Below are 24,558 nucleotides of genomic sequence, written 5' to 3'. Positions count from 1 at the left end.
GTGGGCCGCGCCGCTCGCACGCTCGCTCCCCAGGACACACCCGATGGGCCTCTCCCTCGCCCTCAACTCCGCCCGATCGTCCCTCATCGCGACCTCCGCGCAGGTCGCGCTCGCGGCCCGCAACACCGCCGGGGCCAGCGACCCGTTCTACACCCGCAAGATCGCCAACCTCGTGGCGACCAGCGGCGGCAGCGCCGTCTCGATCCAGCGCGCCACCGACAGCGCCCTGTTCGACCGCAAGCTGTCCGCGACGTCCTCGGTGGCGGCCAGCGAGGCGGTGCTCGACGGTCTGACCACCCTGAAGGGCACCATCGGCGACACCGATGACGGGACCGCGCCGGCCGCCCGCCTGGGGGCCCTCAACGCCGCCCTGCTGATGGCGGCCAACAAGCCCGACGACGCGGCGCTCGCCCGCACCGCCGTGGACCGGGCCCGCGATCTGGCCGCCAGCCTCGCCGCCGGCGCCACGGCGGTCCAGTCCGTCCGGGCTCAGGCCGATGCGGGCCTCGCCGACTCGGTGGCGCGGATCAACGATCTCCTGACCCAGTTCGACGCCGCCAACCGCCTCGTCACCAACGGCACGGGATCCGGCGCCGACGTCACCGACGCCCTGGACGACCGCGACCGCATCCTCGCCGGCCTGTCGCAGGAGATCGGGATCTCCACGGTGACCCGCGCGGGCAACGACGTCGCCATCTACACCGACAGCGGCGTGCCGCTGTTCGAACGCAGCCCGCGCCGCGTGTCCTTCACGCCCACCACCACCTTCTCGGCCGGGACCATCGGCGCTGCCGTCACGGTGGACGGGGTGCCGGTGACCGGCGCGAATTCGCCGATGCCGGTGCACTCGGGGCGCATCGCCGGCCTCGCCGAACTGCGCGACGGCGTCGCGACCCGCTACGAGGCCCAGCTCGACGGCATCGCCAACGGTCTGATCGACGCCTTCGCGGAGACCGGGACCGATGCCCTGGGAAATCCGGTGCGGGCGGCGGGCCTGTTCACGGCCGGCCCGGGCGGCCCCGTCCCCAACGGCACCACGGCCAACCAGCTCGGGCTCGCCGCCCGGATTCGGGTGAACGCGGCCGTCGATCCGCAACAGGGTGGGAACGTCAGCCTCCTGCGCGACGGCGGCATCGCCGGGACCGCCTACCGGTCCAACCCCAACCCGGCAACGAACGCGGCCTACCCCGACCGCCTGCGCGCCCTGGCCGCCGCCCTGGGGGCGGACCGCCCGTTCGATGCATCGTCGGATCTCGGGACCCGCAGCTCCCTGCAGGACTTCGCGACGGCCTCGACCGGATGGCTCTCGGCCAAGCGTCAGGCCGCGACCACGAACTCCGACTACCAGTCGACCCTCCTCGCGCGGGCCTCGGACGCCTACTCGAACGCGACGGGCGTCAACGCCGACGACGAGACGGCCATGACGCTCCAGCTCGAACGGTCCTACACCGCCTCGGCCAAGCTGCTGACGGTGATCAACGACCTCCTCAAAACCCTGATGGATGCGGTGCGATAGACGCCATGCGGACCAACGCCCTCTCCACCCTCAGCTTCTGGAGCGCGCCCCGCACCGGGGTCGCCCGCATGCAGGCGGACATCGCGCGCGGCAACGAGGAACTCGTCACCGGGCGCTTCGCGGATGTGGGGCTGGCGCTCGGCAGCCGCGCCGGGATCACCGTGGGCCTACGCCAGAAATCGGCCGAGCTCTCGGCCCTGCGCGACGGCAACGCCGGCACCGCCCTTCGCCTGAGCACCAGCCAGGCCGCCCTGAAACAGATGCAGGAGACGGCCGACACCACGCTCAAGACCCTCACGGGCTTGCCGGAGGACAAGCGGGCCGGTGCGCTGAAGGCGATGGCCGCCAGTCAGCTCGCCGGGCTCACCAGCCTCCTCAACACCTCGGTCGACGGCCAGTTCGTGTTCGGCGGGACCAATACGGGTCGCGCGCCGATGACGGCCTACACGGCGAGCCCGGCCTCACCGGCCAAGGCGGCCGTCGACGCCGCCTTCCTGACCGCCTTCGGGGTGACGCAGGAGAGCGCCGGCGCCGGCGCGATCACGGCGGATGCCCTCTCGGCCTTCCTCGACGGCCCCTTCCAGAACCTGTTCGACGACGCCTCCTGGGCCGCCGACTGGTCCGGCGCGGGCGCCGCTCCGCTCACCAGTCAGATCTCCCTGAGCGAAACGGTGCAGACGTCCGCCAGCGCGAACGCGCCGGCCTTCCGCAAGCTTGCCATGGCCTACGTGATGGCTTCCGACCTCGGGGCGTCGAACCTCTCGGCCTCAGCCCAGGCCGTCCTCGGTGACAGGGTCGCGAAGGGCTTGAGCGAGGCGAGCGGCGGACTGGTCGCGCTGCAGGCGGATCTCGGCCGCTCGCAGGCGGCGATCACCGCCGCCAACACCCGGATGGACGCGCAGAAGAGCCTGTTCGCGAATCAGGTCGGCCAGATGGAGGGGGTGGACACGGCCGAGGCCAAGACCCGCGTCGACCGCCTCTCGACCCAGGTCCAGATCTCCTACGCCCTCACCGCGCAGCTGCGCCAGCTCAGCCTCGTGGCCTACATCTGACGCGGCTCGGCCGTGTGCACCACCCGGCGGACGCCTCCGCCGGCCCCTCGGATCTCCGGCCCGAACCCGCGCCCCGGCGCGCGGCGGGCTCCGGACACACGGGACAGGACCCCATGTACCAGTTTTCCTATGCCGAGATCCTGGAGGAGGCCCCCGCCATCGGGCGCGAGCGCGAGCGCGCGGCCTTCGACCGGGCCCTCGACCTCCTTCGGATCGCGGACCGGCCCGACGCCGAGCAGACCGACCGCGCCACGGCGGCGGGCTTCCTGCAGAGCCTCTGGGGCGTGCTGATCGACGACCTCCAGAGCGAGGAGAACGGCCTGCCGCCGGACCTGCGCGCGGACCTCGTCTCGATCGGCCTGTGGAGCATGCACGAGGCCAACGCCGTGATCGCGACGCCGCAGCGGGACCTCTCCGCCCTGATCGCGGTGAACGCCTCCATCCGGGACGGCCTGCGGTGAGCCGACCTCTGCGCCTCTCGCTGCGCGCCGGCGAGCGCGTCTACATGAACGGCGCGGTCCTGCGGGTCGACCGGAAGGTCTCCCTGGAGCTTCTGAACGACGCAAGCTTCCTGCTCGAGACCCACGTGCTGCAAGCGGAGGCGGCGACGACGCCCCTGCGCCAGCTCTACTTCGCGGCCCAGACGATCCTGATCGAGCCCGCCAACGCCGAACGGGCGCGCGCGCTGTTCCGCACCCTTCAGGCCGGCATCCTGGCGGCCGTGGTGGATCCGGGCATCCGCGATGGCGTCACCGCCGCCGGCCCGCTCGTCGAGGGCGGCCGGCTCATCGAGGCCCTCAAGCTGATCCGCGGGCTCTACCCGGCGGAGGCCGCCCTCTTGGCGGCGATACCCCAGGTCGAAGCCGCGTCGGCGGCCGATCCGCAAACCCAGACACGTCCGGCCTGAGGGCCATTCTTCGGGCCCCAGGGCCGCCACACGTAAGGAGGCCCGCGATGAGCGTCGCCAGCGTCACCAGCACGGCCACATCCCAGACGGCCAGCACCGCCGCCGCGACCAAGTCCGCGACGGGCGTGGCCGCCAAGTTGAACGCGGACACCTTCCTCACCCTGCTGATGACGCAGCTGAAGAACCAGGATCCGACGAAGCCGATGGATTCCACCGCCTACGTCAGCGAGCTCGCGACCTTCTCGCAGGTGGAGCAGGCGACGAAGACGAACACCAAGCTCGATTCGCTGCTCTCCTCGAGCTTCCTCTCCCAGGCCGACCAGATCATCGGGCGCACCATCACCTCCGCCGACGGCACCGTCACCGGTCAGGTCCAGTCCGTGAAGATCACCAGCGAGGGTGCGCTCGCCCGCCTCACCACCGGCGCGGACGTCCTGCTCACCGAAGGCATTTCGCTGTCGCAGTGACGGGCCGGCCGGGTTAGACCCGCGATCCCAGACCCTCAGGACAAGGCCGCCCCGGATGAACGAGGTCGACGCCCTCGAACTCGTGCGCGCCGCGATCTGGACCGTGATCGTCGCCGCCGGCCCCGCCATCGGTGCCGCCATGCTGGTCGGCATCGCGGTGGCGCTGCTCCAGGCGCTGACCCAGATCCAGGAGGTGACGCTCACCTTCGTGCCCAAGATTGTGGTCATCCTGCTGGTGCTGCTCGTCACCAGCTCCTTCATCGGAGCGCAGATTTACACCTTCGCCGAGGCCACCTACGGGCGCATCGTCACGGGGTTCTGAGGGCGAATCCGCGTAGGGCGATCCCGGCTCCTTCGAGGCGCGCCCGCACCGCTCGGGCCATCGCGATGGCGTGCGCGCTGTCGCCGTGCACGCAGACCGAATCGATGCGCGTCGGCAGATGCGTGCCCGCCGCCGTCACGATGGCGCTAGCGCGCACCATCGCCAGCACCCGTTCGGCGGCCGCCTCCGGATCCGTGACGAGCGCGCCCGCCTGCCCGCGCGGGATCAGCTGACCCGCCTCGTCGTAGCCGCGATCGGCGAAAATCTCCGCGTGGACGGCGAGACCCGCCGCCTCTCCCGCCGCGACCTGCTGCGTGCGGGCGATGGCGAGGAGCCCCAGCGTGGGATCGACGGCCCGGACGGCGCGGGCGACGGCATCGGCCGCATCGCGCTCCGCCGCCGCGCGGTTGGCGAGCGCGCCGTGCGCCTTGACGTAGCCGAGACGGTGCCCGGCCAGGGCGGCGAGGCCCTGCGCGGCACCGACCTGATAGGCGACCTGCCGCTCGATCTCCGCCGCCGTCACCGGCATCGGCCGCCGCCCGAACCCGGGCAGATCCGCGTAGCCTGGATGCGCGCCGACTGCGACGCCGCGGGACCGGGCCAGCGCGAAGGTCTCGGCCATGATCTCGGGGTCCCCCGCATGGAAGCCGCAGGCGACGTTGGCCGAGGTGACGATGGCGAGCATGGCCGCGTCGTCGCCGCAGCGATAGGCGCCGAAGCCTTCGCCGAGGTCGGCGTTCAGGTCGATGGTCGGCATCGCGTCTCCTTGCTTCCGGCGATCCTACCCGAAGACGCCGTCGATGAGGTTGGTGGCGAGCAGGAATTCCGAGGTGAAGCGCGTGCGCAGGACGGGTCGGCGCGTCACGGCCGAGACCAGGGCCGCGACCTCCGCCCGGCGCGCGGCCACGGCCTCGGCGAGATCGACCTTTGCAAAGCGCAGGACCGTCCCGGGCCGGGCCTGGGCGAGCCGGCCGAGATCGGCGCCGATCACGGTCGCGATCTTGGGGTAGCCGCCGGTGGGCTGGCGGTCGGCCATCAGCACGATGGGCTGGCCCGAGCCCGGCACCTGGATCGCCCCCATGGCGATCCCGTCCGAGACGATGTCGTGGGTCCGGGCCTCGATGGTCGGGCCTTCGAGGAAGCAGGCCATGCGGTCGCCGCGCGCGCCCACCCGCCAGGGGCCGGCCAGGAAGGCCGCGATGGCGGCCTCGGCGAAGTGATCGTCCTGGGGCCCGAGCACGATCCGGATCTTGTCCGGCGGCCGATGGAGGACGGGCAGGTCGAGCTGCGCGGCCTCGCCGATGACGGCGCGCGGTTCCAGCACAGACAGGACATCCCCGGTCCGGAGCCCGCGCCCGTCGAGGCCGCCGAGACCGGACCGGGTGTGGGTGGCGGTGGAGCCGAGGACCGGCGCCACGTCGATATGGCCCGCCACCGCGAGGCTCGTCCAGGCGCCGGCCTCGCCGGCCCGGATGCCGAGGCGCTCGCCCGGGCGCAGGGTCAGGCCGACGGGGCAGGGCAGGGCCCGCCCGTCGAGGTCGATGCGGGGGGCGCCGCCCGCCAGCGCCACGTCGACCGGTTCGCCCTCGACCGTCAGGGACATCCCGCTCAGCGAGACCTCGATGGCGGTGGCGCCCGGTGGGTTGTCGAGCGCCCGGTTCGCGCAGGCCTGCGCGAGGGGGTCCATCGGGCCCGCCGGCGTGATGCCGTAGCGAAGGTAGCCGTGGCGGCCGCCGTCCTGCAGGGTGCTGCCGGCGCCGGCTGACAGGATGCGGATGCGGGTCCGGTTGCCCATCAATCCTCCCGGCGGGCGACGATGTCGCCGCGTGCGGCCCGCGCGTCGAGTTCGGCGAAGGTCGCCGCATCGATGGCCGCGAAGCGCAGGACGTCGCCGGGCTCGATGAGGAAATTCTCGGTCCGCACCGTCGCGAAGAGCCGCTCGGGCGTTCGCCCGATGACGTACCAGCCCGTGGGCATCGGCACGGTGGCGACTGCCGCCAGTCCGCCACCGATCAGGATCGCGTTGGCCGGGTGGGGCGGGCGCGGCGAGGCGCGCCTGCCGATGGCGAGCGCATCCGGCAGCCCGCCTAGATAGGCGAAGCCCGGTGCGAAGCCGTACATGTAGACCCGGTACTCCGCTTGCGCGTGCAGGTCCGCGATCCCCGCGGGGGACAGGCCGGCCCAGTCGGCCACCGCCCCGATGTCCTCGGCAAGATCCGGGTCGTAGCAGCAGGGCAGGGTCCAGCGGCGCCCGCTTCCCGCTCGGGGTCGAGCCCCGGCGATGCCCGCCTCGACGAGGCGACAGAGATCGGCCCGGTCGAGCACCAAGGGATCGTAGTGGATCATCAGGGAGCGGTAGGTCGGCACCGTCTCGCGCAGGCCCGGAACGCGCGCCTCCGCGAGGGCGGCGTCGAGGGCCAGCACGCGCGCGTTCAGGTCCGGATCGACCCGGTCGCCGAACTCGACCACGAGGGCCGTTTCCCCGGAATCGCGCATGCGCACCGGTTCGATGCCCGCCTCGCTCCGACCCTGCACGGCCACGCCCTCGAGCCTCCCGGCGCCGAAACCCCGAGCCGGCGCGGGCGGCAGCGTTTCACAGCACGGGCGGCCTGACGAGTCCCCGGTGCGGCGCGCGCGCTTAGTGTCCGCCCGAGACCTGCCGGTTCCGCTTCTTCTCGCGCTGATAGGCGTGGATTGCCTGGGCGCAGGGGCGCGAGAGCTTGCGGATGTTCTGCCGGAAGCAGGCCTCCACCTCGGGGCCGCCCGGCGCATGCATGCTGCAATGCTCCAGGTAATCGCCCGTGCAGTTCAGCTTGAGCAGATCGCGCATCGAGGCCGGCTGGGCGATCGCCGCGGCGGGCAGGAGGACGACGCCGAGGACGAGAACGGTGGAGCGAGGAAGAGGCATGGGTACGCAGGTGCTTTCGAATCAGAATGACGAAGTCATCTCTCAACGCCAAAGTGACGCTTCCCGACGCATGATGTCGAGCGTTTCACGCGTTTAGACCTCCGAACGCCACAGGTCAGGCACCGGAGACGGGGGCCCGATAGGAAATCCCGTTGGCTTCGTCGAAGATCTCGACCACCCAGCTTCGCGTCGCGTTGCAGCTGGAGGCCGCCGTGCGGCGGCAGGCCTTGGCGAGCCGATCTGCGATCTGCATGGCTTCCGCAAGCAGCGAGGTCTCGAGTGCTTCGGGCGCCTGCCAGATCATGGCATGGGTCGAGCGGATCTGGAGGCGAAACGCGAACATCGGACCCTGCATCGAAATCGTCATTGTGTTTTTACATCGGAGCGCGTGACCGTATTTTCTAAAGACCGCGTCGGACACCGACAAGGTCATGGCAATGCCCTGGGGTCCCTTCGGCTTGTCTGAGCGTCCCATTCGGCGGCCGGATGCGGCCCGTCCCGTGACGTGGCGGTCGACGCGGCCCCCGCCGCCGGCCGGGCAGGCGACCCTCGCGCAAGCTTGGGACGCGACAAGCCCCCGTTCCAGACACGGGGGTTGAGCATCCGCCATGGCGGCAAGCGAAGCGATCGCGGGAGAGCGCCGGTCCCAGCGGGACATCGGGTTCGCGGCGGGCATCGTCGCCATCCTGGCGATCCTGTTCCTGCCGGTGCCGGCGATCCTGCTCGATATCGGGCTCGCCTTCTCGATCGCCCTGTCGGTGCTGATCCTGATGGTGGCGCTCTGGATCAAGAAGCCGCTCGAATTCTCGGCCTTCCCCACCGTCCTCCTCATCGCGACCCTGCTGCGCCTGGCGCTCGGCATCGCCACCACCCGGCTGATCCTGGCCAACGGCCAGCACGGCGTCTCGGCGGCCGGCCACGTCATCCAGGGCTTCTCGCAGTTCGTGATGAGCGGCGACTTCGTCATCGGGATCGTGGTCTTCCTGATCCTGATCACGGTGAACTTCCTCGTCATCACCAAGGGCGCCACCCGTATCGCGGAGGTGGGCGCACGCTTCACCCTCGACGCGATCCCCGGCAAGCAGATGGCGATCGACGCCGATCTCAACGCCGGGCTCATCGACGACAAGGAGGCGCAATCCCGCCGCCGCGAACTGGAGGAGGAGAGCGCCTTCTTCGGCTCCATGGACGGTGCCTCGAAATTCGTGCGCGGCGAGGCCATCGCCTCTCTCATCACCATCGCCGTCAACGTGTTCGGCGGTATCATCATCGGCACCACCCGCCACGGCATGCCGCTCGGCCAGGCGGCGGAGGTGTTCACGAAGCTCTCGGTCGGCGACGGCCTCGTCTCGCAGATCCCGGCGCTGATCGTCTCGCTGGCCGCCGGCCTCCTCGTCTCGAAGGGCGGTACGCGCGGCACCGCCGAGCAGGCGGTGATGGGGCAGCTCGGCGCCTATCCGCGGGCCCTGTCGGTGGCCGCGGCCCTGATGTTCATGTTCGCCCTGGTGCCGGGCCTGCCCTTCGTGCCCTTCATGGTGCTCTCCGGGCTGATGGCCTTCACCGCCTACGCGATCCCGAAGAAGCTCGCGGCGCAGAAGGCCATCGTCGACGCCAGGGCGGTGGCCGACGAGGAGAAGAAGCAGGTCGCGGTGCGCGAATCCGTCAAGGAATCGCTCAAGACGCCGGAGATCGAACTCTGCCTCGGGCGCCAGGTCTCGGCCCAGCTTCAGGGCACGCAATCCGAGCTGACGCACCGGGTCGCCAAGATGCGCCGCAAGTTCGCGCGCCAGTACGGCTTCGTGGTGCCCGACATCAAGCTGACCGACAGCCTCGCCGTGCCGCCGAAATGCTACCAGATCCTCATCCACGGCACCGTAGTGGCGACCCAGGAACTGCGGCCCGGCGAACTCCTGGTGGTGGTGGGCGACGGCCCGGTGCCGGACGTGCCGAGCGACGAGGTCCGCGAGCCCGCCTTCGGCATGAAGGCGCGCTGGGTGCTCGACGCCTATGCGGGCGAGGTGCGGCGCGGCGGCTTCGAGCCCATCGACGGCTCCTCCGTGCTGCTGACCCACCTCTCCGAGGTCATCCGCAACAACCTGCCCACCCTCCTGTCCTACAAGGACATGCGCAACCTGCTCGACCGGCTCGACCCGGAGTACAAGCGCCTGCTCGACGAGATCTGCCCGTCGCAGATTTCCTATTCGGGCCTCCAGGCGGTGCTCAAGCTCCTGCTCTCCGAGCGGGTCTCGATCCGCAACCTGCACCTCATCCTGGAGGCCGTGGCCGAGATCACGCCGCACGCGCGCCGGGCCGAGCAGATCGCCGAGCATGTCCGCATGCGCATCGCCCAGCAGATCTGCGGGGATCTGGCCGAGAACGGCGTGCTCGCGGTGCTGCGCTTGGGCAGCGCCTGGGACCTCTCCTTCCACCAGAGCCTGAAGCGCGACGGCAAGGGCGAGGTCATCGAGTTCGACATCGACCCGCGACTCGTCGAGCAGTTCGGCACCGAGGCCTCGGAGGTGATCCGCAAGCAGATGCGCGAGACCCGCAGCTTCGCCCTCGTCACCGCGCCGGATGCCCGCCCCTACGTGCGCATGATCATCGAGCGGCTCTACCCGACGCTGGCCGTGCTCTCGCACCTCGAGATCGCCCGCGGGGTCGAGATCCGCTCCCTCGGGACGATCTCGTGACCGCGCTGGTCGCCTCGGGTCTCCTGGGTCCGGAAAGCTTCCTCGCCGTCTTCCTGATCTTCTGCCGCGTCGGCGCCTGCCTCCTCATCGTGCCGGGCTTCTCCAGCCCCCGCGTGCCGGCCCAGGTCCGCCTCCTCATCTCGCTGGCGGTCTCGCTGGCCCTCAGCCCCCTGCTGCTGCCTCTGTTCCAGGGCAAGCTCTCGGCCCAGGACCCCGGCGCGACCCTCGCCTGGATCGTCACCGAGAGCCTGACGGGCCTCGTCCTCGGGTTCCTCGGTCGGATCTTCTACGTGGTGCTGGAAACGGTGGTGAACGCCGCCGTCACCATGGTGGGCTTCGGCGGCATGCCGGGCTCGGTGGCCGAGGGCATGGACCCGGTGCCGGCCGTCGAGGCGATGATCATGATGGCCGCCGCCGCCCTGCTGTTCGCCGCCGACCTGCACTGGGAGCTGTTCCGGGGGCTGATCGATTCCTACAGCCGCATCCCCCCCGGCGAGGGCATCGGCTCGCAGCCCGCCCTGGTGCGCATCGTCGATCAGGTGACGACCGCCTTCGTCCTAGGCCTGCGCATCACCTCGCCCTTCCTCGTCTACGCGGTGGCGGTGAACCTCGCGGCCGGCTTCATCAACAAGCTCGTTCCGCAGATCCCCGTCTACTTCATCGCCACGCCGTTCATCATGGCCGGGGGCCTGCTGCTGCTCTACGCCATCACCAACGAGTTCATGATGCAGTTCGTGATGGGCTACTTCGACTACCTGCGCCGGGGCTGAGCCGATGACCACGCGCCTCCGGCTGATCCGTGCCCAGCGCCTCCTCAAGGTCCAGGAACAGATGCGGGGCATCGCCGAGCGCGACCTCGCCGAGACCCGGGCCAAGGCCGCCAAGGTGGAGGCCGACCGGGCCGCCATGCTGTCCACGCTGGCCGGCGAGACCATGCACGGCCTCTTCCTCGATGCCGCCGCGCGCCGTCTGCGGGCGCTCGCCGGCGAGGCGACGGATCTCGCCGCCACCGCCGCCCGGCAGTCCGAGACCGTCCGCGCCCGGGGCCTGGCCGAGAAGCGGGCCGAGCGCCAGACCGAGAGCCTCGTCCGGCTGCGCGCCCACGAGCGCGAGCAGGCCGACATGCTGGAACAGCTCGACCTCATGGTCGCGCGGGCCGGGACGCCGCGGGACTGACGCGTCGCGCCGGGCGCCGACGCAAGCCTGCCGAAAGCCACGGCGCCTATCCCTGTCGACCATCGGCGCTCTCGAACCCGAATCGCGGCGTCCGCCAACAGAAGATCTGCACGAGACGACGCGCAAGAGACGACCCGCATGAGCATCTCGCCCCCCACCGACATCGTCCTCGATGTCGCCCGCGCCGCCGATCCGGGCCGCGTGCAGGAAGCCACCGCCAAGCTGTCGGCGCCCGGGACCGACCCGGCGGCCTTCGGCGATGCCTACCGCATGGCCGGCACCTCCGTGCACATGCCGCTCGATGCCCGCGGCACCCTCACGGCGCTCCAGACCGACAACGCGGTCTCCGGCGCCGGCAAGGCGGGCGATCCCTACAAGCAGTTCGAGGCCTTCGTCCTGCGCCAGTTCGTCGAGACGATGATGCCGGCCAAGTCCAACGCGGTGTTCGGCAAGGGCAATGCCGGGGGCATCTGGAAGTCGATGCTGGCCGATCAGGTCGGCACCCAGGTCGCCAAGGCGGGCGGCCTCGGCATCGCCCGGATGCTGGAGGCGGCCCGCCCCCTGAACACGCCCGCGCCCGCCCCGGCCACCAAGACCTCGGACATCTGAAGGCGCCCCATGCTGATCGCATCCCTGAAGCGGCTCGAAGACACCGTGGCGGCGGAGACCGAGGCGCTGATGGCCCACCGGCCCATCGACCAGGAGGCGGTGAACCGGCGGAAAAGCCACAGCCTGCTCGAACTCACCCGGCTGACGCGGGACCTCGATCCGGACCAGCTCGACGCCCCCGTGATCGATCAGCTCCTGCGCCTGCGCGGGGTCCTGGAGCGCAACCAGGCCACCGTCGGCCTGCATCTGCGCGCCGTCGAGGAGATCTCCGGGATCGTCGCGGACTCCCTGCGCGACGCGGAATCCGACGGCACCTATTCCGGTCACGTCCGGCGCTGAGATCGAACGCCCGCCATGCGCATCCTCGTCACCGGCCTCTGGATCTGCGGCCTCACCATCCTGTCCTGCTACGGGGCGGTGACCTGGGGGGAGGGGCTGTTCGCCAAGAAGACCGAACCCTACCTCGAAGGCCTGCAGTACCAGAAGCTGCCGCCCATCAACGTTCCGATGGTGGTCGACGGCAAGGTGCAGGGTTACATCGTCGCCGTTCTGGTCTTCACCGCCGATGCACGGTTGATGCACACGCTCTCGGTGCCGCCAAATGCCTTCGTGGTCGACGAAACCTTCCGGCAGATCTACACGGACCCGGCAATCGATTTCAAACGCCTGTCCCGCTACAACGTCACCCAGCGCCTCGCCGAGATCCGCAAACAGGTCAATGTCCGCCTGGGCTCGGACGTGGTGAAGGACGTGCTGGTCGAGGAGTTCAACTTCGTGGCCAAGCGCGAGGTCCGGTCCTGAGCGCTCACGCCTCCGCCAGGGCGCGCGCGACCGCATCTCCCGCCAGGAGCGCCGTGAGCCGCCGGTCGGCCTCGGCATCCGCCGCAAGCGCGAGGCCGCCGCAGGCCACCCCCGTTCCGGCGACGGCGTAGCGCAGCGCGCTCGTGGGCTGGAGACCACCCGCCGACGCCGCGATGAAGCCGCGCAGGGCGCCCGGATGCGCGTTGCAGCCGTTCTGGATCGTCAGGCCGGCGCCGCGTCCCTCGCGCACCAGGGGCGAGAGCGCGAGGCGGGCCCGGCCCGCCTGCGCCATCGCCCGACGCGGGCCGGCGAGGCCCACCAGGATCTCGGGCGCGAGGTGGACGATCCCCTCGAAGGCGACCGGGCCCGCCTCCACCGCGAAGCGATCGAGGACGACGAGGCCCGAGAGGTCGTCGAGCACGAGGAAGACCCGGCGATGCGCGAGATCCGGCCCGTGCACCTGCGTGGCGAGCCGGTGCAGCGTGGCCCCCTCCAGGCGCTCCGCCCCGAGGTATCGGGCGACGCCGGCGCTGGCCGCGCGCCCCTCCGGCACCGGCACGTTGTGGCCCGCCTCCGAGAGGACATGGTGGCGCGACGCCCCGGTCTCGACCAGGCTCGAGCCGCCCGCCTCCACGATCCAGCGCACGCCGTCGCAGGCATAGACAAAGGAGCCGCCATCGCGGTGGCCGGCGCCCTGGCTCGCGAAGGTGCAGGCGAAATGGCCCCAGCCACGCCCCGGCGCGTCGTGCCGCAGGGCGATCATGCCGGATGCCGGGTCGACCCGCCCGGTGGGGGGACCCGCCGGCGCGTCGTGCCGGTCCGGATGCGCATGCCGGAGCCGCGCCCGGTCCGATCGGCGCTCGATCACCAGGGCCCGGCCGGCGCCCGTGCCGAGGCGGCCGATCCAGCCGGCCGCATCCTGGCCCTGGGGCGTGTCGCCGAAGGGCGGTAGCCGGCCGCCGGGGTCCAGCATGCCCGCGACGGCCGGGAGTGCCGCTGCCAGGATCCGCGCGAGGCTGGATCGCAGGCCATCCCGGGTGTCGTCCCCGGTGAGGCCGACGTCGAGGGCGCGCAGCAGCGTCAGGAGTTCGAGGCGCTGGTGCAGGGACGGGTCCGAGAACCGCCCGGCCTCGTCGACGAGGGCCGCGATGCCGGTCTCCAGAGCGCCCGTCGCCAGGCACGACCAGTGCGGCGAGAGCGGCAGCAGCGGCAGGGCGCGGGCCACGCACATCAGGCTGGCCGCCGCCTGGATTTGATGGATGGAGCGCCCGAAGGTGCTCTGCCCGACGATCTCGGCCAGGGCGAAGCCGTGCCGCACCGCCTCGCCCGTGAGCGTGAGGGAGGCCGGGCCACCGGGCCTGCCCGCCCGGGCCAGCAGCCGCACGAGGGTCTCGGCGCGCGCGGCGAGTGCCGCCGGATGCAGGGCGAGGCCGTCCGCCGGAGCGCCCCAGGGGTTCCCGCGCGACCAGGATAGGGCGAGGCTCACGGCGGCGGAGGCCCCGCCCGGCGCCTCCGCCAGGACGCCGAGCCAGGCGAGCGACTGGTATTCGAGCCGCCAGGGCACCGAGCGGAACGGGTCCTCGGTCCAGTCCGGGGCGTCCGGCAGGGTCCAGGGCGGGGCCGGGCCGAGGCGCAGGGTCCGGTCAATGCCCGCCGCCGGGGGGGCGTCCCCCCGCTGGATGGCCCGGGCCCGCGCCAGGACCGCCGGGATCGCCGCGACGGCCTCGGGCTGCGGGCACCAGCCGGCGAAGGCGCCGCCGGCCAGCCCGAGGCGCTCGGCGAGGCGGGCGAGGAAGTCCGCCGCTTCGAGGAGGTCGTCGCCGCACAGACTCTGGAGCCGCATCCGGTCCGCGAGGGCGATCTCGGGCGGGCTCAGGAGTTCCGCTTCCGGAGGCTTCGATTCCCGGCCGTCCGCCGTCCAGGTCGCGAAGCCGACCGCCACCCGCGCCGCGTCCTGCGGCGGCTCGAGTTCGAGGGTGAAGCGCCGCGTCTGCTGCTGGGCGGGCAGGTCGACGAGCGCATCCAGCCCCGGCACCGAGATCGTGCCCGGATAGGGGGGCGGCAGGACCGCGCCCCGATGATCCCGATAGACGATGTGGGCGAGCGCCCCGCGAGTCCCGGGCGCCGCGACGTGGAGCTGCCCGCGCAGGACGAGCCCGCAGCCGGGCACCAGGGCATGCTCGCTCCAGGCCGGCTCGGGTCCGAGCCGGTGGCGGGTGCGCGGGAGCAGGGCGGGGGAGGGCGTCTCCGCCGGCCCCTGCCGCAGGGTCGGCTCGGAGACCGCGAAGGTCTCGCTGTTGCGCCAGGAGCGGATCGTCACGGTGAGCCGGCAGGCGGGCGCCGGGACCCGGAAGGCGAGGTGGACGAGGCCGATTCGCACCCCTTGCGCCTCCGCTGGGAGGTAGCCGGGGCCGGCGATCCAGGCGCCGTGCGGATCGAGGAGCGTCCGGTCGAGACCCGGCACGTGGTCGAAGTCGAGGCTCGACCCGTCCTCGGTCAGGAAATCGATCCCCGCCAGGGCGAAGTCGAGGGCGGCCCCGGCCGTCTCCGCCGCCTCCCAGGCGAGCCGGAAGGTGAGACTGCACCACGCCTCCGGCAGGAGGCCGGCGAAGGGCAGCACCACCCGCGACCAGCGGTTCTTGGCCGGGACGAGGTGTTCGCTCGCGCCGGGGCCGACGCCGGCGCCGCCGGCATGGCGGACGGGCCCGGCCACCAGGATTCGTAACCCCGGAAGGGTCGCCTGCACCGCGCTCAAGGGGCGGTTCGGATGCGGAACAGGGAGGCGGACATCGTGCGCTGGGCGGCCGTGGTCTTGATCTGCGACGTTTCTTAAGACGATCCGACCGTTCGACGCGGGTCCGGTACCGGATTGGTACTGAAGGGGTTCGACGGGCGCCGTCAAGCCGCGCCAGCCTGGGGCAAGATTGGCTGCCTAGGGATCGGTCATGATTGATCGGGACCGGAGCCGGCCGTGACAGGCGTCTACCTCTTCGACCTGGCCTCGCAGCAGGCCCGCTACCTCGCGGTGCGTCAGGCGACCATCGCCAGCAACGTCGCGAACGCCAACACGCCCGACTACAAGGCGCGCGACGTGGTGCCGTTCTCCGAGGTGATGGCGAGGACGACCACCATGGGCATGTCCATGACGGAGAGCGCCCACGTCACGTCCGGCGAAGGGCGCATCCCGACGAAGCCGATCACGGCCTCGCAGGCCTGGGACGCGCTGTCCACGTCGAGTTCCGTCAGCCTGGAGCAGGAGATGCTCAAGGCCGGCGAGGTCAGCCGTCAGCACAATCTCAACATGGGCATCACGAAGGTCTTCGACCGGATGCTCAAGGCCGCCGTGAGGGGCAGCTGATGATCGATCCGCTCAGCGCCTCGACGCGGCTCGCCAGCGCCGGCCTCGAGGCGCAGTCCCTGCGCCTGCGCATCGCCGCCGAGAACGTCGCCAACGCCCAGTCGGTGGGCGACGGGCCGGGCGCCGACCCCTACGCCCGCAAGACCGTGACGTTCCGGGCCGCGATGGACCGCGCCGCCGGCGGCACCTCCGTGGCGCTCCAGAAGATCGGCACCGACGATGCGCCGTTCCGGATCGAGCGCGACCCCGGCAACCCGGCGGCCGACGCGGAGGGCAACGTGAAGATGCCCAACGTCAACGTGCTCATGGAAATGGCCGACATCCGCGAGGCCAACCGGTCCTTCGAAGCCAACGTGCAGGTGATCAAGCAGGCTCGCGCCATGGTCGCCAGCGTCATCGACCTCCTGCGAACCTGAGCCCGTCCGATGATCGAAGCCCTCACCTCGCTCGCCGCCTTCGACCGGGCCGCCGGCATCACCCGCACCGACTCCGCCGCGCCCCTGGCGCGGGCGAGCTTCCCCGTGATGCCGGCAGCGAGCACCGGCGGCACCGATTTCGGCGACGTTATGGCCCAGCTCGCCACCGGCCTGCGCACCTCCCTGCGCACCGGCGAGGCCACCGCCATCTCGGGAATCCAGGGCAAGGCCACCACGCAGCAGGTGGTCGAGGCGGTGATGGATGCGGAGCAGAGCCTGCAGACCGCCATCGCGGTCCGGGACAAGGTGGTCGCTGCCTATCTCGAACTCAGCCGCATGCCGATCTGACCATCTGCCGATCTGACCATCTGCCGATCTGATGACCCAACGTCCTCGCCGCATCGCCACGACGGAACCGTGAAGACATGAGAGCGCTCGCCATCGCGGCCACGGGCATGAACGCCCAGCAGATGAACCTTGAGGTCATCGCCAACAACATCGCCAACCTGAACACCACCGGGTTCAAGGGCGCGCGGGCCGAGTTCACCGACCTGCTCTACCAGGCCGAACGCCAGCAGGGCGTGCCGAACCAGGCCGGCCAGGAGCCGGTGCCCGAGGGCGCGATGCTCGGCCTCGGCGTGCGCACTGCCGCCATCCGCAACCTGCACCGCCAGGGACCGCTGGCCAACACCTCGAACCAGCTCGACGTGGCGGTGAACGGCCGGGGCTACTTCCAGATCACCAACCCGAACGGCGAGATCAACTACACCCGCGCCGGCTCGTTCAACCGCAACAACACCGGCCAGATCGTGACCCTGGAGGGCTACGCCCTCGATCCGGCGATCCTCATTCCCAACGGCGCCGTCGACGTGGTGATCAACCAGTCGGGTCAGGTCTTCGCCAAGATCGACGGTCAGGTCCAGGCGCAGAACCTCGGCCAGATCACGCTCGCCAACTTCGCCAACGATTCCGGCCTGGAGCCCCTTGGCAACGGCCTCTACCGCGAGACCGCCGCCTCCGGCGCGCCCGTCACCGGCGTGCCCGGCGACCCGAGCTTCGGGAAGCTGCAGCAGGGTTACCTGGAAAGCTCGAACGTCGATCCCGTCAAGGAGATCACCAACATGATCACGGCCCAGCGCGCCTTCGAGATGAACTCGAAGGTGATCCAGGCCGCCGACGAGATGGCGGGCACGGTCTCCAAGGGGATCCGGTAAGCCCGCCCCGTAGACGCCTGTCCCAGACCGATCCGAATCCCACATCCGCGCGGTCGCGACGGGAGGCACGACGCCTCCCGCCGGAGCCGGCGGTCGCCCGTCCGGGCTTCCTTCAAGGGCGCGACCACACCCCATGGGTCTTCCCACACTCACCCGCCTGCCCGTCGCGATCCTGGCCTTCGGCCTCGCGCTCGCCGCCGCTCCGGTCGCGGCCGCCGAGATCATGCTGCCCGTGCCGACGGTGACGATCTATCCCGGCGACACGATCCGGGAATCGATGCTGCGGATGCAGGCCTATCCGGAGACCTTCAAGGCGCGTACCGCCGTCATCGACGCGCCGCTCGCCATCACGGGCCGGGTCGCGCGCCGGATGCTGCTGCCGGGCGAGCCCGTGCCGGTCAACGCCATCGACGACCCGCGCCTCGTCAGCCGGGGCACCCCGACCCAGATCGTGTTCGAGGAGCAGGGCCTGCTCATCACCGCCGTCGGCGCGCCCCTCCAGAACGGCGGCCTCGGCGACGTGATCCGCGTGCGCAACACGGACACGAACCGCATCGTGCTGGGCACCGTCATGGCGGACGGCCGAATCCGGACCGGGGACCGCTGATGCGCCGCATCCTGGCGATCCTCGCGGCGCTCCTCCTCGCGCTCCCGATGCCCGCGCTGGCCGGCACGCGGATCAAGGACATCGCCACCCTCAAGGGCGTGCGCGACAACCAGCTCGTGGGCTACGGCCTCGTCACCGGCCTCCAGGGCTCCGGCGACACCCTGCGCAATGCGCAATTCACCGAGCAGTCCCTGCAATCGATGCTCGACCGCATGGGCATCAACGTGCGCGACGCCCGCCTGCGCACCCGCAACGTCGCCGCCGTGATGGTGACCGCCGACCTGCCGCCCTATACCGGGACCGGCACGCGCATCGACGTCACCGTCACCTCGCTGGGCGACGCCACCTCGCTGAAGGGCGGCACCCTGCTGATGACGCCCCTGATGGGCGGCGACGGCCTGACCTATGCCGCGGCGCAAGGGCCGCTGGCGGTCTCGGGCTTCGTCGTCTCCGGCCAGGCCGAGAGCATCACCCAGGGCGTGCCCACCGCCGGGCGCATTCCCAACGGCGCCCTGATCGAGCGCGAGGTCCCGGGCACCTTCCGCGACCTGCCCGAACTGGTCTTCGAGTTGAAGAACCCGGACTTCAAGACCGCCACCATGGTGGCGGATGCCATCAACGCCTATGCGCTGGCCCGCTTCGGCCGCCGGGTGGCCGCCCCGCGCGACCAGCGCGCCATCGCGTTGATGCGGCCGAGCAACATCGCCCAGACCCGGTTCGTGGCCGAGATCGGCGACCTCACCGTCAATCCCGACACGCCGGCCCGCGTGGTCGTCGATCAGCGCACCGGCACGGTCGTGATCGGCCGCAACGTCCAGATCTCCACGGTGGCGGTCACCCACGGCAACCTCACCGTGCGGGTGACGGAGGCCCCCGAGGTTTCGCAGCCCGCCCCGTTCTCCAACGGCCAGACCGCGGTGGTGCCGCGCACCGAAGTGGCGATCAACGAGCAGTCCGGCCGCATGGCGATCATCGGCGGCTCCGACCTCCAGACCCTGGTGCGCGGCCTCAACAATGTCGGCCTCAAGCCCAGCGACATCATCGCGATCCTGCAGGCCGTGAAGACCTCGGGCGCGCTTCAGGCGGAGCTCGTGGTGCAATGAGGCAGGCGAACGACTTCAGTCGGCACTTCGATCCGGCCCGGTTGATCGTCGGGCTTCCGGCGCCGGCGCATCCCATGCGCGCCCTCGCCCTGATGGCGCTGCGGGTTCTCCTGTTCCTCGCGGTTCTGGCGGGCGCCTCGCTCGGGTTCGGCCCGGCGCGCGCCTTCGAGGGGGAGGGGCTTTCGGATACGGGCAAGCCGAGCATTCCGGGCAAGCCGATCGTCGCGACCCGATCCATCGATCCGAGCGAGCCCGTCGCTCCGGGCAATCCGACCGTTTCCAGCAAGCCGCCTGTGTCGGGCACGCCGACCGTGTCGGGGATGAATCCCGGTCCGCTTCCCAAGAACGCCGCGCCGAAGCCACCGGCACCGAAGCTGTCCGTCGCGGTCAAGCTCGTGGACACCAAGGCCCCCGAAACCACGGGTGCGATCGAGCCCCGGGCCGAGGCGACGAAACCCATCGAGACGGTTCAGGTGGCCGAGGTCCGGCTGCCGGAGCCGGCCCCCGAGCCGGTCAAGGCGGCGGTGAAGCCTCCCGCCTACTGCGCCAGCATCGCGGATGCCGCCGCCGATGCCCGCTTCGCCTGGCAGAAGGAGCAGCTCGCGACCCTGGAGCGCCAGGTCGAGGAGCGCATCGCCAAGCTCGAGGCCAAGCGGGCCGAGTACGAGAGCTGGCTCGCCCGCCGCAACGCCTTCCTGGCCAAGGCCGACGAGGGGGTGGTGGCGATCTACACCAAGATGCGGGCGGACGCGGCGGCGCTGCAACTCGCCAACATGCCCGACGAATCGGCCGCCGCGATCCTGACTAAGCTCAATGCCCGCACCGCCAGCGCGATCCTGAGCGAGATGGAGGCCGCGCGCGCCGCGCAGCTGGCCCGCATGATGACCGAGCTGGGCAAACGAGCCCGCGAGAGCGAGAAATCCTGATGTCCCTCAAGACCCTCCGGGCCGGCCTCCTCGCGGCACTCGTCGCGCCGTCCCTGGCCGCCTGCAATTCCTCCCTCGACCGGATGGGCCAGCCCCCGCTGCTCACCCCGATCGGCACCGGCCTGCAGCCGCCGCGCGAGGCCCTGCCGACCGCCTACGGCGCCCTGGGGCCGCGCAGCTATCACTCGACCTGGGCGCCGGGCAGCGCCGAGATGTTCCAGGACCCGCGCGCCCGCAACGTCGGCGACGTGATCACGGTCTCGATCCTCATCGACGACAAGGCGCAGTTCGGCAATTCGAGCGACCGCTCGCGCAGCCAGAAGTCGAGCCTCGGCTTCGATTTCGGCTACGGCGTCTCGGGGCTGAAGGATTCGGCCACCGCGGATACCGGCATCCGCTCGGGCACCGAGACCAAGGGGGCGGGCAACATCGACCGCTCCGAGGTGCTGCGGCTCCAGGTCGCCGCCATCGTCACCGAGCAGATGCCCAACGGCAACGTCGTCATCAGCGGCTCGCAGGAGGTGCGGGTGAACAACGAGGTCCGCGTGCTGACCGTCGCGGGCATCGTCCGGCCGCGCGACATCTCGCGCAAGAACACCATCGACTACGACAAGATCGCCGAGGCGCGCATCTCCTACGGCGGGCGCGGCCGCATCACGGACGTGCAGGCACCCACCCTCGGCCAGCAGGTCTTCGAGACCCTGGCGCCCTTCTAGCACCGGCAGGCAGGACGCGACCCATGGCGGCCAAGACCGATACGAGCGAGCCGAAGAAGGGCGGCAAGGGCTGGATCGCGGCGCTCGCGCTCACCAGCCTCGTCGCCATCGGCACCGGCGGCGGCCTCGGCCTCTATCTGCTGTCCACCGTCGAGAAGGCGGTGGACGTCAAGAAGAAGGACGAGGAGGACAAGGCGGTGAAGGTGTTGAAATACACCGGCGACCTCGCGCTGCGCAGCGTCGGCTCGGTGGTGACCAACCTCGCCGACACGCGGGACGCCTGGGTGCGTCTCGAATCCTCCGTGGTGTTCACGGCCGGCGCCGTGCCGAACCCCGACGTGGCGCTGGCCGAGATCCGCGCCGACATCCTGGCCTACCTGCGCACCGTGACCCTGCGGCAGATCGAGGGCGCCAGCGGCCTCCAGCACCTGCGCGAGGACCTCAACGAGCGGGTCGCCCTGCGCACCAAGGGACAGGTGCGCGAGCTGATCGTCGAGATGCTGGTGGTGCAGTAGCCCCATGGCCGCGCTCACTCTCTCCAGGCTTACCCTCGCGGGCCTCGCCCTCGCCGCCAGCCTGACCCTCGCGGGCCCGGCCCTCGCGCAATCCGCCACGGGGCTCCCCGCCCTCGACGCCCTGCTGCCGGCCGGCAACGGGGCGGCGAGCGGGCGCATCCTGCAACTCGTGGCCCTGCTCACCGTGCTCTCGCTGGCGCCGGGCCTCCTTGTGATGGTGACGAGCTTCACGCGCTTTGCCATCGCGTTCTCGTTCCTGCGCTCCGGGCTCGGCCTCCAGAGCACCCCGGCCAACATCTTCCTCGTCAGTCTTTCGCTGTTCATGACGTTCTACGTCATGGCCCCGACCTTCGACCGGGCCTGGAACGAGGGTCTGAAGCCGCTCACCGAGAACCGCATCTCGGAGGAGGAGGCGATCCCCAAGCTCGTCGAGCCGTTCCGCGAGTTCATGGCGAGCCACGTGCGCCCCAAGGACCTCCAGACCTTCACGGATCTGGCGAGCCGCAACATTCCGAAGGCCGAGGGGTCCGAGAAGATCGACCTGCGCATCCTCATCCCGGCCTTCATGATCTCGGAACTGCGGCGCGGCTTCGAGATCGGCTTCCTGATCGCGCTGCCCTTCCTCGTCATCGACATGATCGTCTCCACGGTCATCATGTCGATGGGCATGATGATGCTGCCGCCCACCGTGATCTCGCTGCCGTTCAAGGTGCTGTTCTTCATCCTCATCGACGGCTGGAACATGCTGGTGGGCGGGCTGGTGCGATCGTTCTTCTGAGGCGCAATCTCCGCGCAAGGCTGGCGGGCGAGAGGACCGGATCGGGTCGCGGACCCGAAGCGGAGCAGCCCACCGAATGTCCGGTCTTCAGCACGCCGAACGGCTCTGGAACAACATCCTCGCGCTCGGCGGCCGGCGCATCGCCGCCCTGTCGCTCATCGGCGTGGTCGTCTTCCTCGCCGTGGGACTCGGCGCCTACTATCTCAGCCGCCCGGCCCAGGAGCCGCTCTACACGGGCCTGAGCCGAGAGGATGTCGGGCGCATCGGCAGCGTGCTGAAGGACGCCAACATCCCGTTCGACGTCAGCGCGGACGGCGCCGCCGTGCTGGTCGCCTACGGCCACACCGCCAACGCCCGCATGCTGCTGGCCGAGAAGGGCCTGCCCCAGAGCGCCAAGTCCGGCTACGAGCTCTTCAACGACCTCGGTTCCCTCGGCATGACCTCGTTCATGCAGGAGGTGACCCGGGTGCGCGCCCTCGAGGGCGAGATCGCCCGCACCATCCAGGGCATGAAGGGCGTCAAGGCCGCCCGCGTCCACATCGTGCTGCCCGACCGCGGCTCGTTCCGCCGCGACCAGCAGCCGCCTTCCGCCTCCGTGGTGGTACGCACCGAGCCGGCCGACGACGCCAGCGGCGCCCAGTCGATCCGCCACCTCGTCGCCTCGGCGGTGCCGGGCATGAAGCCCGACCGGGTCACCGTGATCGGCTCGGACGGCGCGCTCCTGCTCTCGGGCGACGACGGGGCCGCCGTCCCGACCGGCAAGATGGCGACCCTGGAGAAGACCATCGGGCACGAGGTCCAGGACAACATCCGCCGGACCCTGACCCCCTATCTCGGCGTCGGGAACTTCGAGGTCAGCGTCGCCGCGCGCCTGAACACCGACAAGACGGTGCAGAACGAGACGATCTTCAACCCCGACCAGCGCGTCGAGCGCTCCACCCGGGCCGTGCGCGAGACCGAGACCTCGCAGAACCGCAGCGCCGCCCAGCGCCCGACGACGGCGCAAGCGAACCTGCCCGAGCCGCGTGCGCGCTCGGATGGCAACGACTCGGCCAGCAACGAGACCCAGAAGCGCGAGGACCTCACCAACTACGAGATCTCCTCCAAGACCATCCAGACGGTGAGCGACGGCTACAACATCCGCCAGATCTCCGTGGCGGTCCTCGTCAACCGTGCCCGCCTCGCGTCCCTGGCCGGGCCGGAGGCCGGAAAGGCCGGCATCGACGCCCAGGTCGCCGAGATCGAGCAGCTCGTCGGCTCGGCCGCCGGCTTCAACAAGGAGCGTGGCGACAACGTGAAGGTGGCGGCGGTCGGTTTCGTCAACGACGGCCAGCCCCTGGAGCCGGTGGCGCCTTTAAGCCTCACCGAGGTGCTGATGCGCCAGTCGGCCACCCTCATCAATGCCGGCACCATCCTGCTGGTGGCGGGCCTGCTGATCTGGTTCGGCCTGCGCCCGGCCATGCGCGCCATCCTGGAGATCCCGGCCGCGCAGCAGGAGGAGGCGCGGGCGCTGGCCGCCGCGGCGGAGGCGCAGGCCCTGGCCGCGGGCACACCGAACGCCGCGCTCGCCGGCCCCGGTGCCCCGGCGCAGGACGCCCTGGCGGGCGGCGCGCTGCCCAGCCTCGCGGCGCCCGGCCAGAGCCCGGTCGCCAGCATGATCGAGGACCTCACCGAGAAGCTGAACCGCTCGCCGCAGAAGAGACTCGAGCAGATGATCGAGACCGACGAGGCCCAGGCCGCCGAGATCCTGAAGCGCTGGCTCCTGCGTGAGGCCGCGTGATGGCCGCCGCGATCGCTCGGTTCCTGCCCGACTTCTCCGACGACGTGACGCCGGCGCGCCCGCCCGCCACCGGGGGGAGCGCCTTCGCCCCGGCCGCCCGGCCGGCGCCGCGCGCGGCGGAGGCGCTCGCGGCCCTCCTGCGCAAGCCCGTCGCTCCGCCCGAGACCCCGGAGGACCGGGAGGCCCAGCTTCGTGCCGCCGAGGCGCGAGGCCTGGAGCGCGGGCGCGAACTCGGCCGGGCCGAAGCCGCGGCCGAGACCGCCTCGGTGCTCGCCTGCATGCAGGCCGATTACGATGCGCGCCTCGCCGAGATGCGCCAGGCCTGGTGCGTGGACGAGGGCGACCGTCTCGCGTCGGGGTTTGCCGACGCGCTCCAGGCCCTCGGGGCCGGGCTGACCGACCGGGTCGGGCACCTCCTCGTGCCGGTCCTGACCGAGGCCCTGCGGCGGCAGGCCGTCGACGAGCTCGCCCGGAGCCTCGCCCGCATCCTGGGCGACGCCCGCGCCCCTGTGCGGGTGAGCGGCCCGGCCGACCTCCTCGAGGCGGTGGCGGGCAAGCTCGGGCCCTTTGAGGCCTCGCTGGACCTCGTGGTCGCCGACACCGCCGAAGTGACGGCCCAGGCCGACCAGACCGTGATCGAGACCCAGCTCGGCGCCTGGGGCCGCCTGATGACGGACGCGGTCCGGGGAGCCTGAGC

At 71.2% G+C, this 24,558-nt stretch carries 29 protein-coding genes and 1 pseudogene; 24 read left to right on the top strand and 6 right to left on the bottom strand.

Going from position 1 to position 24,558, the window contains the following annotated elements; translation table 11 throughout:
• Positions 1 to 43: 43 nt before the first annotated feature.
• The 6 genes from flgK (at position 44) to MKK58_RS08470 (ending at position 4,264) form a co-directional block, all read left to right on the top strand.
• Positions 44 to 1,516, top strand: coding sequence for a flagellar hook-associated protein FlgK (gene flgK, locus MKK58_RS08495; RefSeq protein ID WP_243911655.1), 1,473 nt, complete (start codon positions 44 to 46; stop codon positions 1,514 to 1,516).
• Between the two features lie 5 nt (positions 1,517 to 1,521).
• Entirely contained in the window at positions 1,522 to 2,568 is a 1,047-nt protein-coding gene (locus tag MKK58_RS08490) for a flagellar hook-associated family protein (RefSeq protein ID WP_243911654.1), read from the top strand.
• A 113-nt stretch (positions 2,569 to 2,681) separates the two neighbouring features.
• Positions 2,682 to 3,029, top strand: a complete 348-nt coding sequence (gene flaF / locus MKK58_RS08485) for a flagellar biosynthesis regulator FlaF (protein ID WP_243911653.1) — start codon at positions 2,682 to 2,684, stop codon at positions 3,027 to 3,029.
• 44 nt (positions 3,030 to 3,073) lie between these two features.
• Entirely contained in the window at positions 3,074 to 3,475 is a 402-nt protein-coding gene (locus MKK58_RS08480) for a flagellar biosynthesis repressor FlbT (protein WP_243911802.1), read from the top strand.
• Between the two features lie 47 nt (positions 3,476 to 3,522).
• Positions 3,523 to 3,942: a flagellar hook assembly protein FlgD gene (flgD, locus tag MKK58_RS08475; protein WP_243911652.1), complete on the top strand. Its 420-nt coding sequence runs from the start codon at positions 3,523 to 3,525 to the stop codon at positions 3,940 to 3,942.
• Positions 3,943 to 3,997: 55 nt separating this feature from the next.
• Positions 3,998 to 4,264 (top strand): flagellar biosynthetic protein FliQ, encoded by a 267-nt coding sequence (locus MKK58_RS08470; protein WP_238279917.1) that lies wholly within the window; start codon positions 3,998 to 4,000, stop codon positions 4,262 to 4,264.
• Here MKK58_RS08470 and MKK58_RS08465 read toward each other — a convergent pair.
• From MKK58_RS08465 to MKK58_RS08445, 5 genes are all read right to left on the bottom strand, one after another.
• Positions 4,251 to 5,021: a 5-oxoprolinase subunit PxpA gene (locus MKK58_RS08465; RefSeq protein ID WP_243911651.1), complete on the bottom strand. Its 771-nt coding sequence runs from the start codon at positions 5,019 to 5,021 to the stop codon at positions 4,251 to 4,253. The genes MKK58_RS08470 and MKK58_RS08465 overlap by 14 nt on opposite strands.
• A 24-nt stretch (positions 5,022 to 5,045) precedes the next feature.
• On the bottom strand, positions 5,046 to 6,059 hold the full coding sequence (locus tag MKK58_RS08460) for a biotin-dependent carboxyltransferase family protein (protein ID WP_243911650.1): 1,014 nt from the start codon (positions 6,057 to 6,059) through the stop codon (positions 5,046 to 5,048).
• Positions 6,059 to 6,760, bottom strand: a complete 702-nt coding sequence (locus tag MKK58_RS08455; protein WP_243911801.1) for a 5-oxoprolinase subunit B family protein — start codon at positions 6,758 to 6,760, stop codon at positions 6,059 to 6,061. The genes MKK58_RS08460 and MKK58_RS08455 overlap by 1 nt, the downstream gene beginning before the upstream one ends.
• 142 nt (positions 6,761 to 6,902) lie before the next feature.
• Complete coding sequence (locus MKK58_RS08450) at positions 6,903 to 7,172, bottom strand: hypothetical protein (RefSeq protein WP_243911649.1); 270 nt, start codon at positions 7,170 to 7,172, stop codon at positions 6,903 to 6,905.
• A gap of 115 nt (positions 7,173 to 7,287) precedes the next feature.
• Positions 7,288 to 7,605, bottom strand: a complete 318-nt coding sequence (locus MKK58_RS08445; RefSeq protein WP_243911648.1) for a hypothetical protein — start codon at positions 7,603 to 7,605, stop codon at positions 7,288 to 7,290.
• Positions 7,606 to 7,780: 175 nt separating this feature from the next.
• Here MKK58_RS08445 and flhA point away from each other — a divergent pair, with 175 nt between their 5' ends.
• From flhA to MKK58_RS08415, 6 genes are all read left to right on the top strand, one after another.
• On the top strand, positions 7,781 to 9,862 hold the full coding sequence (gene flhA, locus MKK58_RS08440) for a flagellar biosynthesis protein FlhA (RefSeq protein WP_243911647.1): 2,082 nt from the start codon (positions 7,781 to 7,783) through the stop codon (positions 9,860 to 9,862).
• Positions 9,859 to 10,632 carry a flagellar biosynthesis protein FliR gene (gene fliR / locus MKK58_RS08435; protein ID WP_243911646.1) on the top strand — a complete coding sequence of 258 codons (774 nt, stop codon included), beginning with the start codon at positions 9,859 to 9,861 and terminating at the stop codon, positions 10,630 to 10,632. The genes flhA and fliR overlap by 4 nt, the downstream gene beginning before the upstream one ends.
• A gap of 4 nt (positions 10,633 to 10,636) precedes the next feature.
• Entirely contained in the window at positions 10,637 to 11,038 is a 402-nt protein-coding gene (locus tag MKK58_RS08430) for a hypothetical protein (protein WP_243911645.1), read from the top strand.
• A 138-nt stretch (positions 11,039 to 11,176) separates the two neighbouring features.
• On the top strand, positions 11,177 to 11,647 hold the full coding sequence (locus MKK58_RS08425) for a rod-binding protein (protein WP_243911644.1): 471 nt from the start codon (positions 11,177 to 11,179) through the stop codon (positions 11,645 to 11,647).
• 9 nt (positions 11,648 to 11,656) lie between these two features.
• On the top strand, positions 11,657 to 11,986 hold the full coding sequence (locus tag MKK58_RS08420; RefSeq protein ID WP_243911643.1) for a flagellar protein FlgN: 330 nt from the start codon (positions 11,657 to 11,659) through the stop codon (positions 11,984 to 11,986).
• Between the two features lie 15 nt (positions 11,987 to 12,001).
• Positions 12,002 to 12,448 carry a hypothetical protein gene (locus MKK58_RS08415; RefSeq protein WP_243911642.1) on the top strand — a complete coding sequence of 149 codons (447 nt, stop codon included), beginning with the start codon at positions 12,002 to 12,004 and terminating at the stop codon, positions 12,446 to 12,448.
• Between the two features lie 4 nt (positions 12,449 to 12,452).
• On the opposite strand, the gene MKK58_RS26980 is transcribed toward MKK58_RS08415, so the two are convergent.
• Entirely contained in the window at positions 12,453 to 15,161 is a 2,709-nt protein-coding gene (locus tag MKK58_RS26980; protein WP_313899273.1) for a heparinase II/III family protein, read from the bottom strand.
• Positions 15,162 to 15,419: 258 nt separating this feature from the next.
• Here MKK58_RS26980 and flgB point away from each other — a divergent pair, with 258 nt between their 5' ends.
• From flgB to MKK58_RS08345, 12 genes and pseudogenes are all read left to right on the top strand, one after another.
• Positions 15,420 to 15,806 carry a flagellar basal body rod protein FlgB gene (gene flgB / locus MKK58_RS08400; protein ID WP_243911641.1) on the top strand — a complete coding sequence of 129 codons (387 nt, stop codon included), beginning with the start codon at positions 15,420 to 15,422 and terminating at the stop codon, positions 15,804 to 15,806.
• A complete protein-coding gene (flgC, locus tag MKK58_RS08395) occupies positions 15,806 to 16,222 on the top strand; it encodes a flagellar basal body rod protein FlgC (RefSeq protein WP_238279929.1) in 417 nt (138 codons plus the stop codon). The genes flgB and flgC overlap by 1 nt, the downstream gene beginning before the upstream one ends.
• A 9-nt stretch (positions 16,223 to 16,231) precedes the next feature.
• Positions 16,232 to 16,570, top strand: a complete 339-nt coding sequence (locus MKK58_RS08390) for a flagellar hook-basal body complex protein FliE (protein WP_243911640.1) — start codon at positions 16,232 to 16,234, stop codon at positions 16,568 to 16,570.
• Positions 16,571 to 16,647: 77 nt separating this feature from the next.
• Positions 16,648 to 17,436, top strand: coding sequence for a flagellar basal-body rod protein FlgG (gene flgG / locus MKK58_RS08385; protein WP_238279931.1), 789 nt, complete (start codon positions 16,648 to 16,650; stop codon positions 17,434 to 17,436).
• A gap of 133 nt (positions 17,437 to 17,569) precedes the next feature.
• Positions 17,570 to 18,043 (top strand): flagellar basal body P-ring formation chaperone FlgA, encoded by a 474-nt coding sequence (flgA, locus tag MKK58_RS08380; protein ID WP_243911639.1) that lies wholly within the window; start codon positions 17,570 to 17,572, stop codon positions 18,041 to 18,043.
• The gene (flgI, locus tag MKK58_RS08375; RefSeq protein ID WP_243911638.1) at positions 18,043 to 19,146 is read left to right on the top strand and encodes a flagellar basal body P-ring protein FlgI; all 1,104 of its coding nucleotides are present in this window, start codon (positions 18,043 to 18,045) and stop codon (positions 19,144 to 19,146) included. Before flgA ends, flgI begins: the two co-directional genes overlap by 1 nt.
• Positions 19,147 to 19,685: 539 nt before the next feature.
• Positions 19,686 to 20,072, top strand: a pseudogene (locus tag MKK58_RS26975) (MotE family protein); the annotation flags it as partial.
• Positions 20,072 to 20,788, top strand: coding sequence for a flagellar basal body L-ring protein FlgH (gene flgH / locus MKK58_RS08365; RefSeq protein ID WP_243911636.1), 717 nt, complete (start codon positions 20,072 to 20,074; stop codon positions 20,786 to 20,788). The pseudogene MKK58_RS26975 and the gene flgH, both read left to right, overlap by 1 nt.
• Before the next feature lie 23 nt (positions 20,789 to 20,811).
• Positions 20,812 to 21,303 (top strand): flagellar basal body-associated FliL family protein, encoded by a 492-nt coding sequence (locus tag MKK58_RS08360; protein ID WP_238279936.1) that lies wholly within the window; start codon positions 20,812 to 20,814, stop codon positions 21,301 to 21,303.
• A gap of 4 nt (positions 21,304 to 21,307) precedes the next feature.
• Positions 21,308 to 22,081, top strand: coding sequence for a flagellar type III secretion system pore protein FliP (gene fliP / locus MKK58_RS08355; protein WP_243911635.1), 774 nt, complete (start codon positions 21,308 to 21,310; stop codon positions 22,079 to 22,081).
• A 76-nt stretch (positions 22,082 to 22,157) separates the two neighbouring features.
• Positions 22,158 to 23,861: a flagellar basal-body MS-ring/collar protein FliF gene (fliF, locus tag MKK58_RS08350; RefSeq protein WP_243911634.1), complete on the top strand. Its 1,704-nt coding sequence runs from the start codon at positions 22,158 to 22,160 to the stop codon at positions 23,859 to 23,861.
• Entirely contained in the window at positions 23,861 to 24,556 is a 696-nt protein-coding gene (locus MKK58_RS08345; protein ID WP_243911633.1) for a hypothetical protein, read from the top strand. Before fliF ends, MKK58_RS08345 begins: the two co-directional genes overlap by 1 nt.
• Positions 24,557 to 24,558: the final 2 nt, after the last annotated feature.

The sequence above is a fragment of the Methylobacterium sp. J-078 genome, from assembly GCF_022829285.1.
In the GTDB taxonomy this organism is placed as follows: Bacteria; Pseudomonadota; Alphaproteobacteria; order Rhizobiales; family Beijerinckiaceae; genus Methylobacterium.
This window is presented reverse-complemented; position numbering and strand designations above follow the sequence as displayed.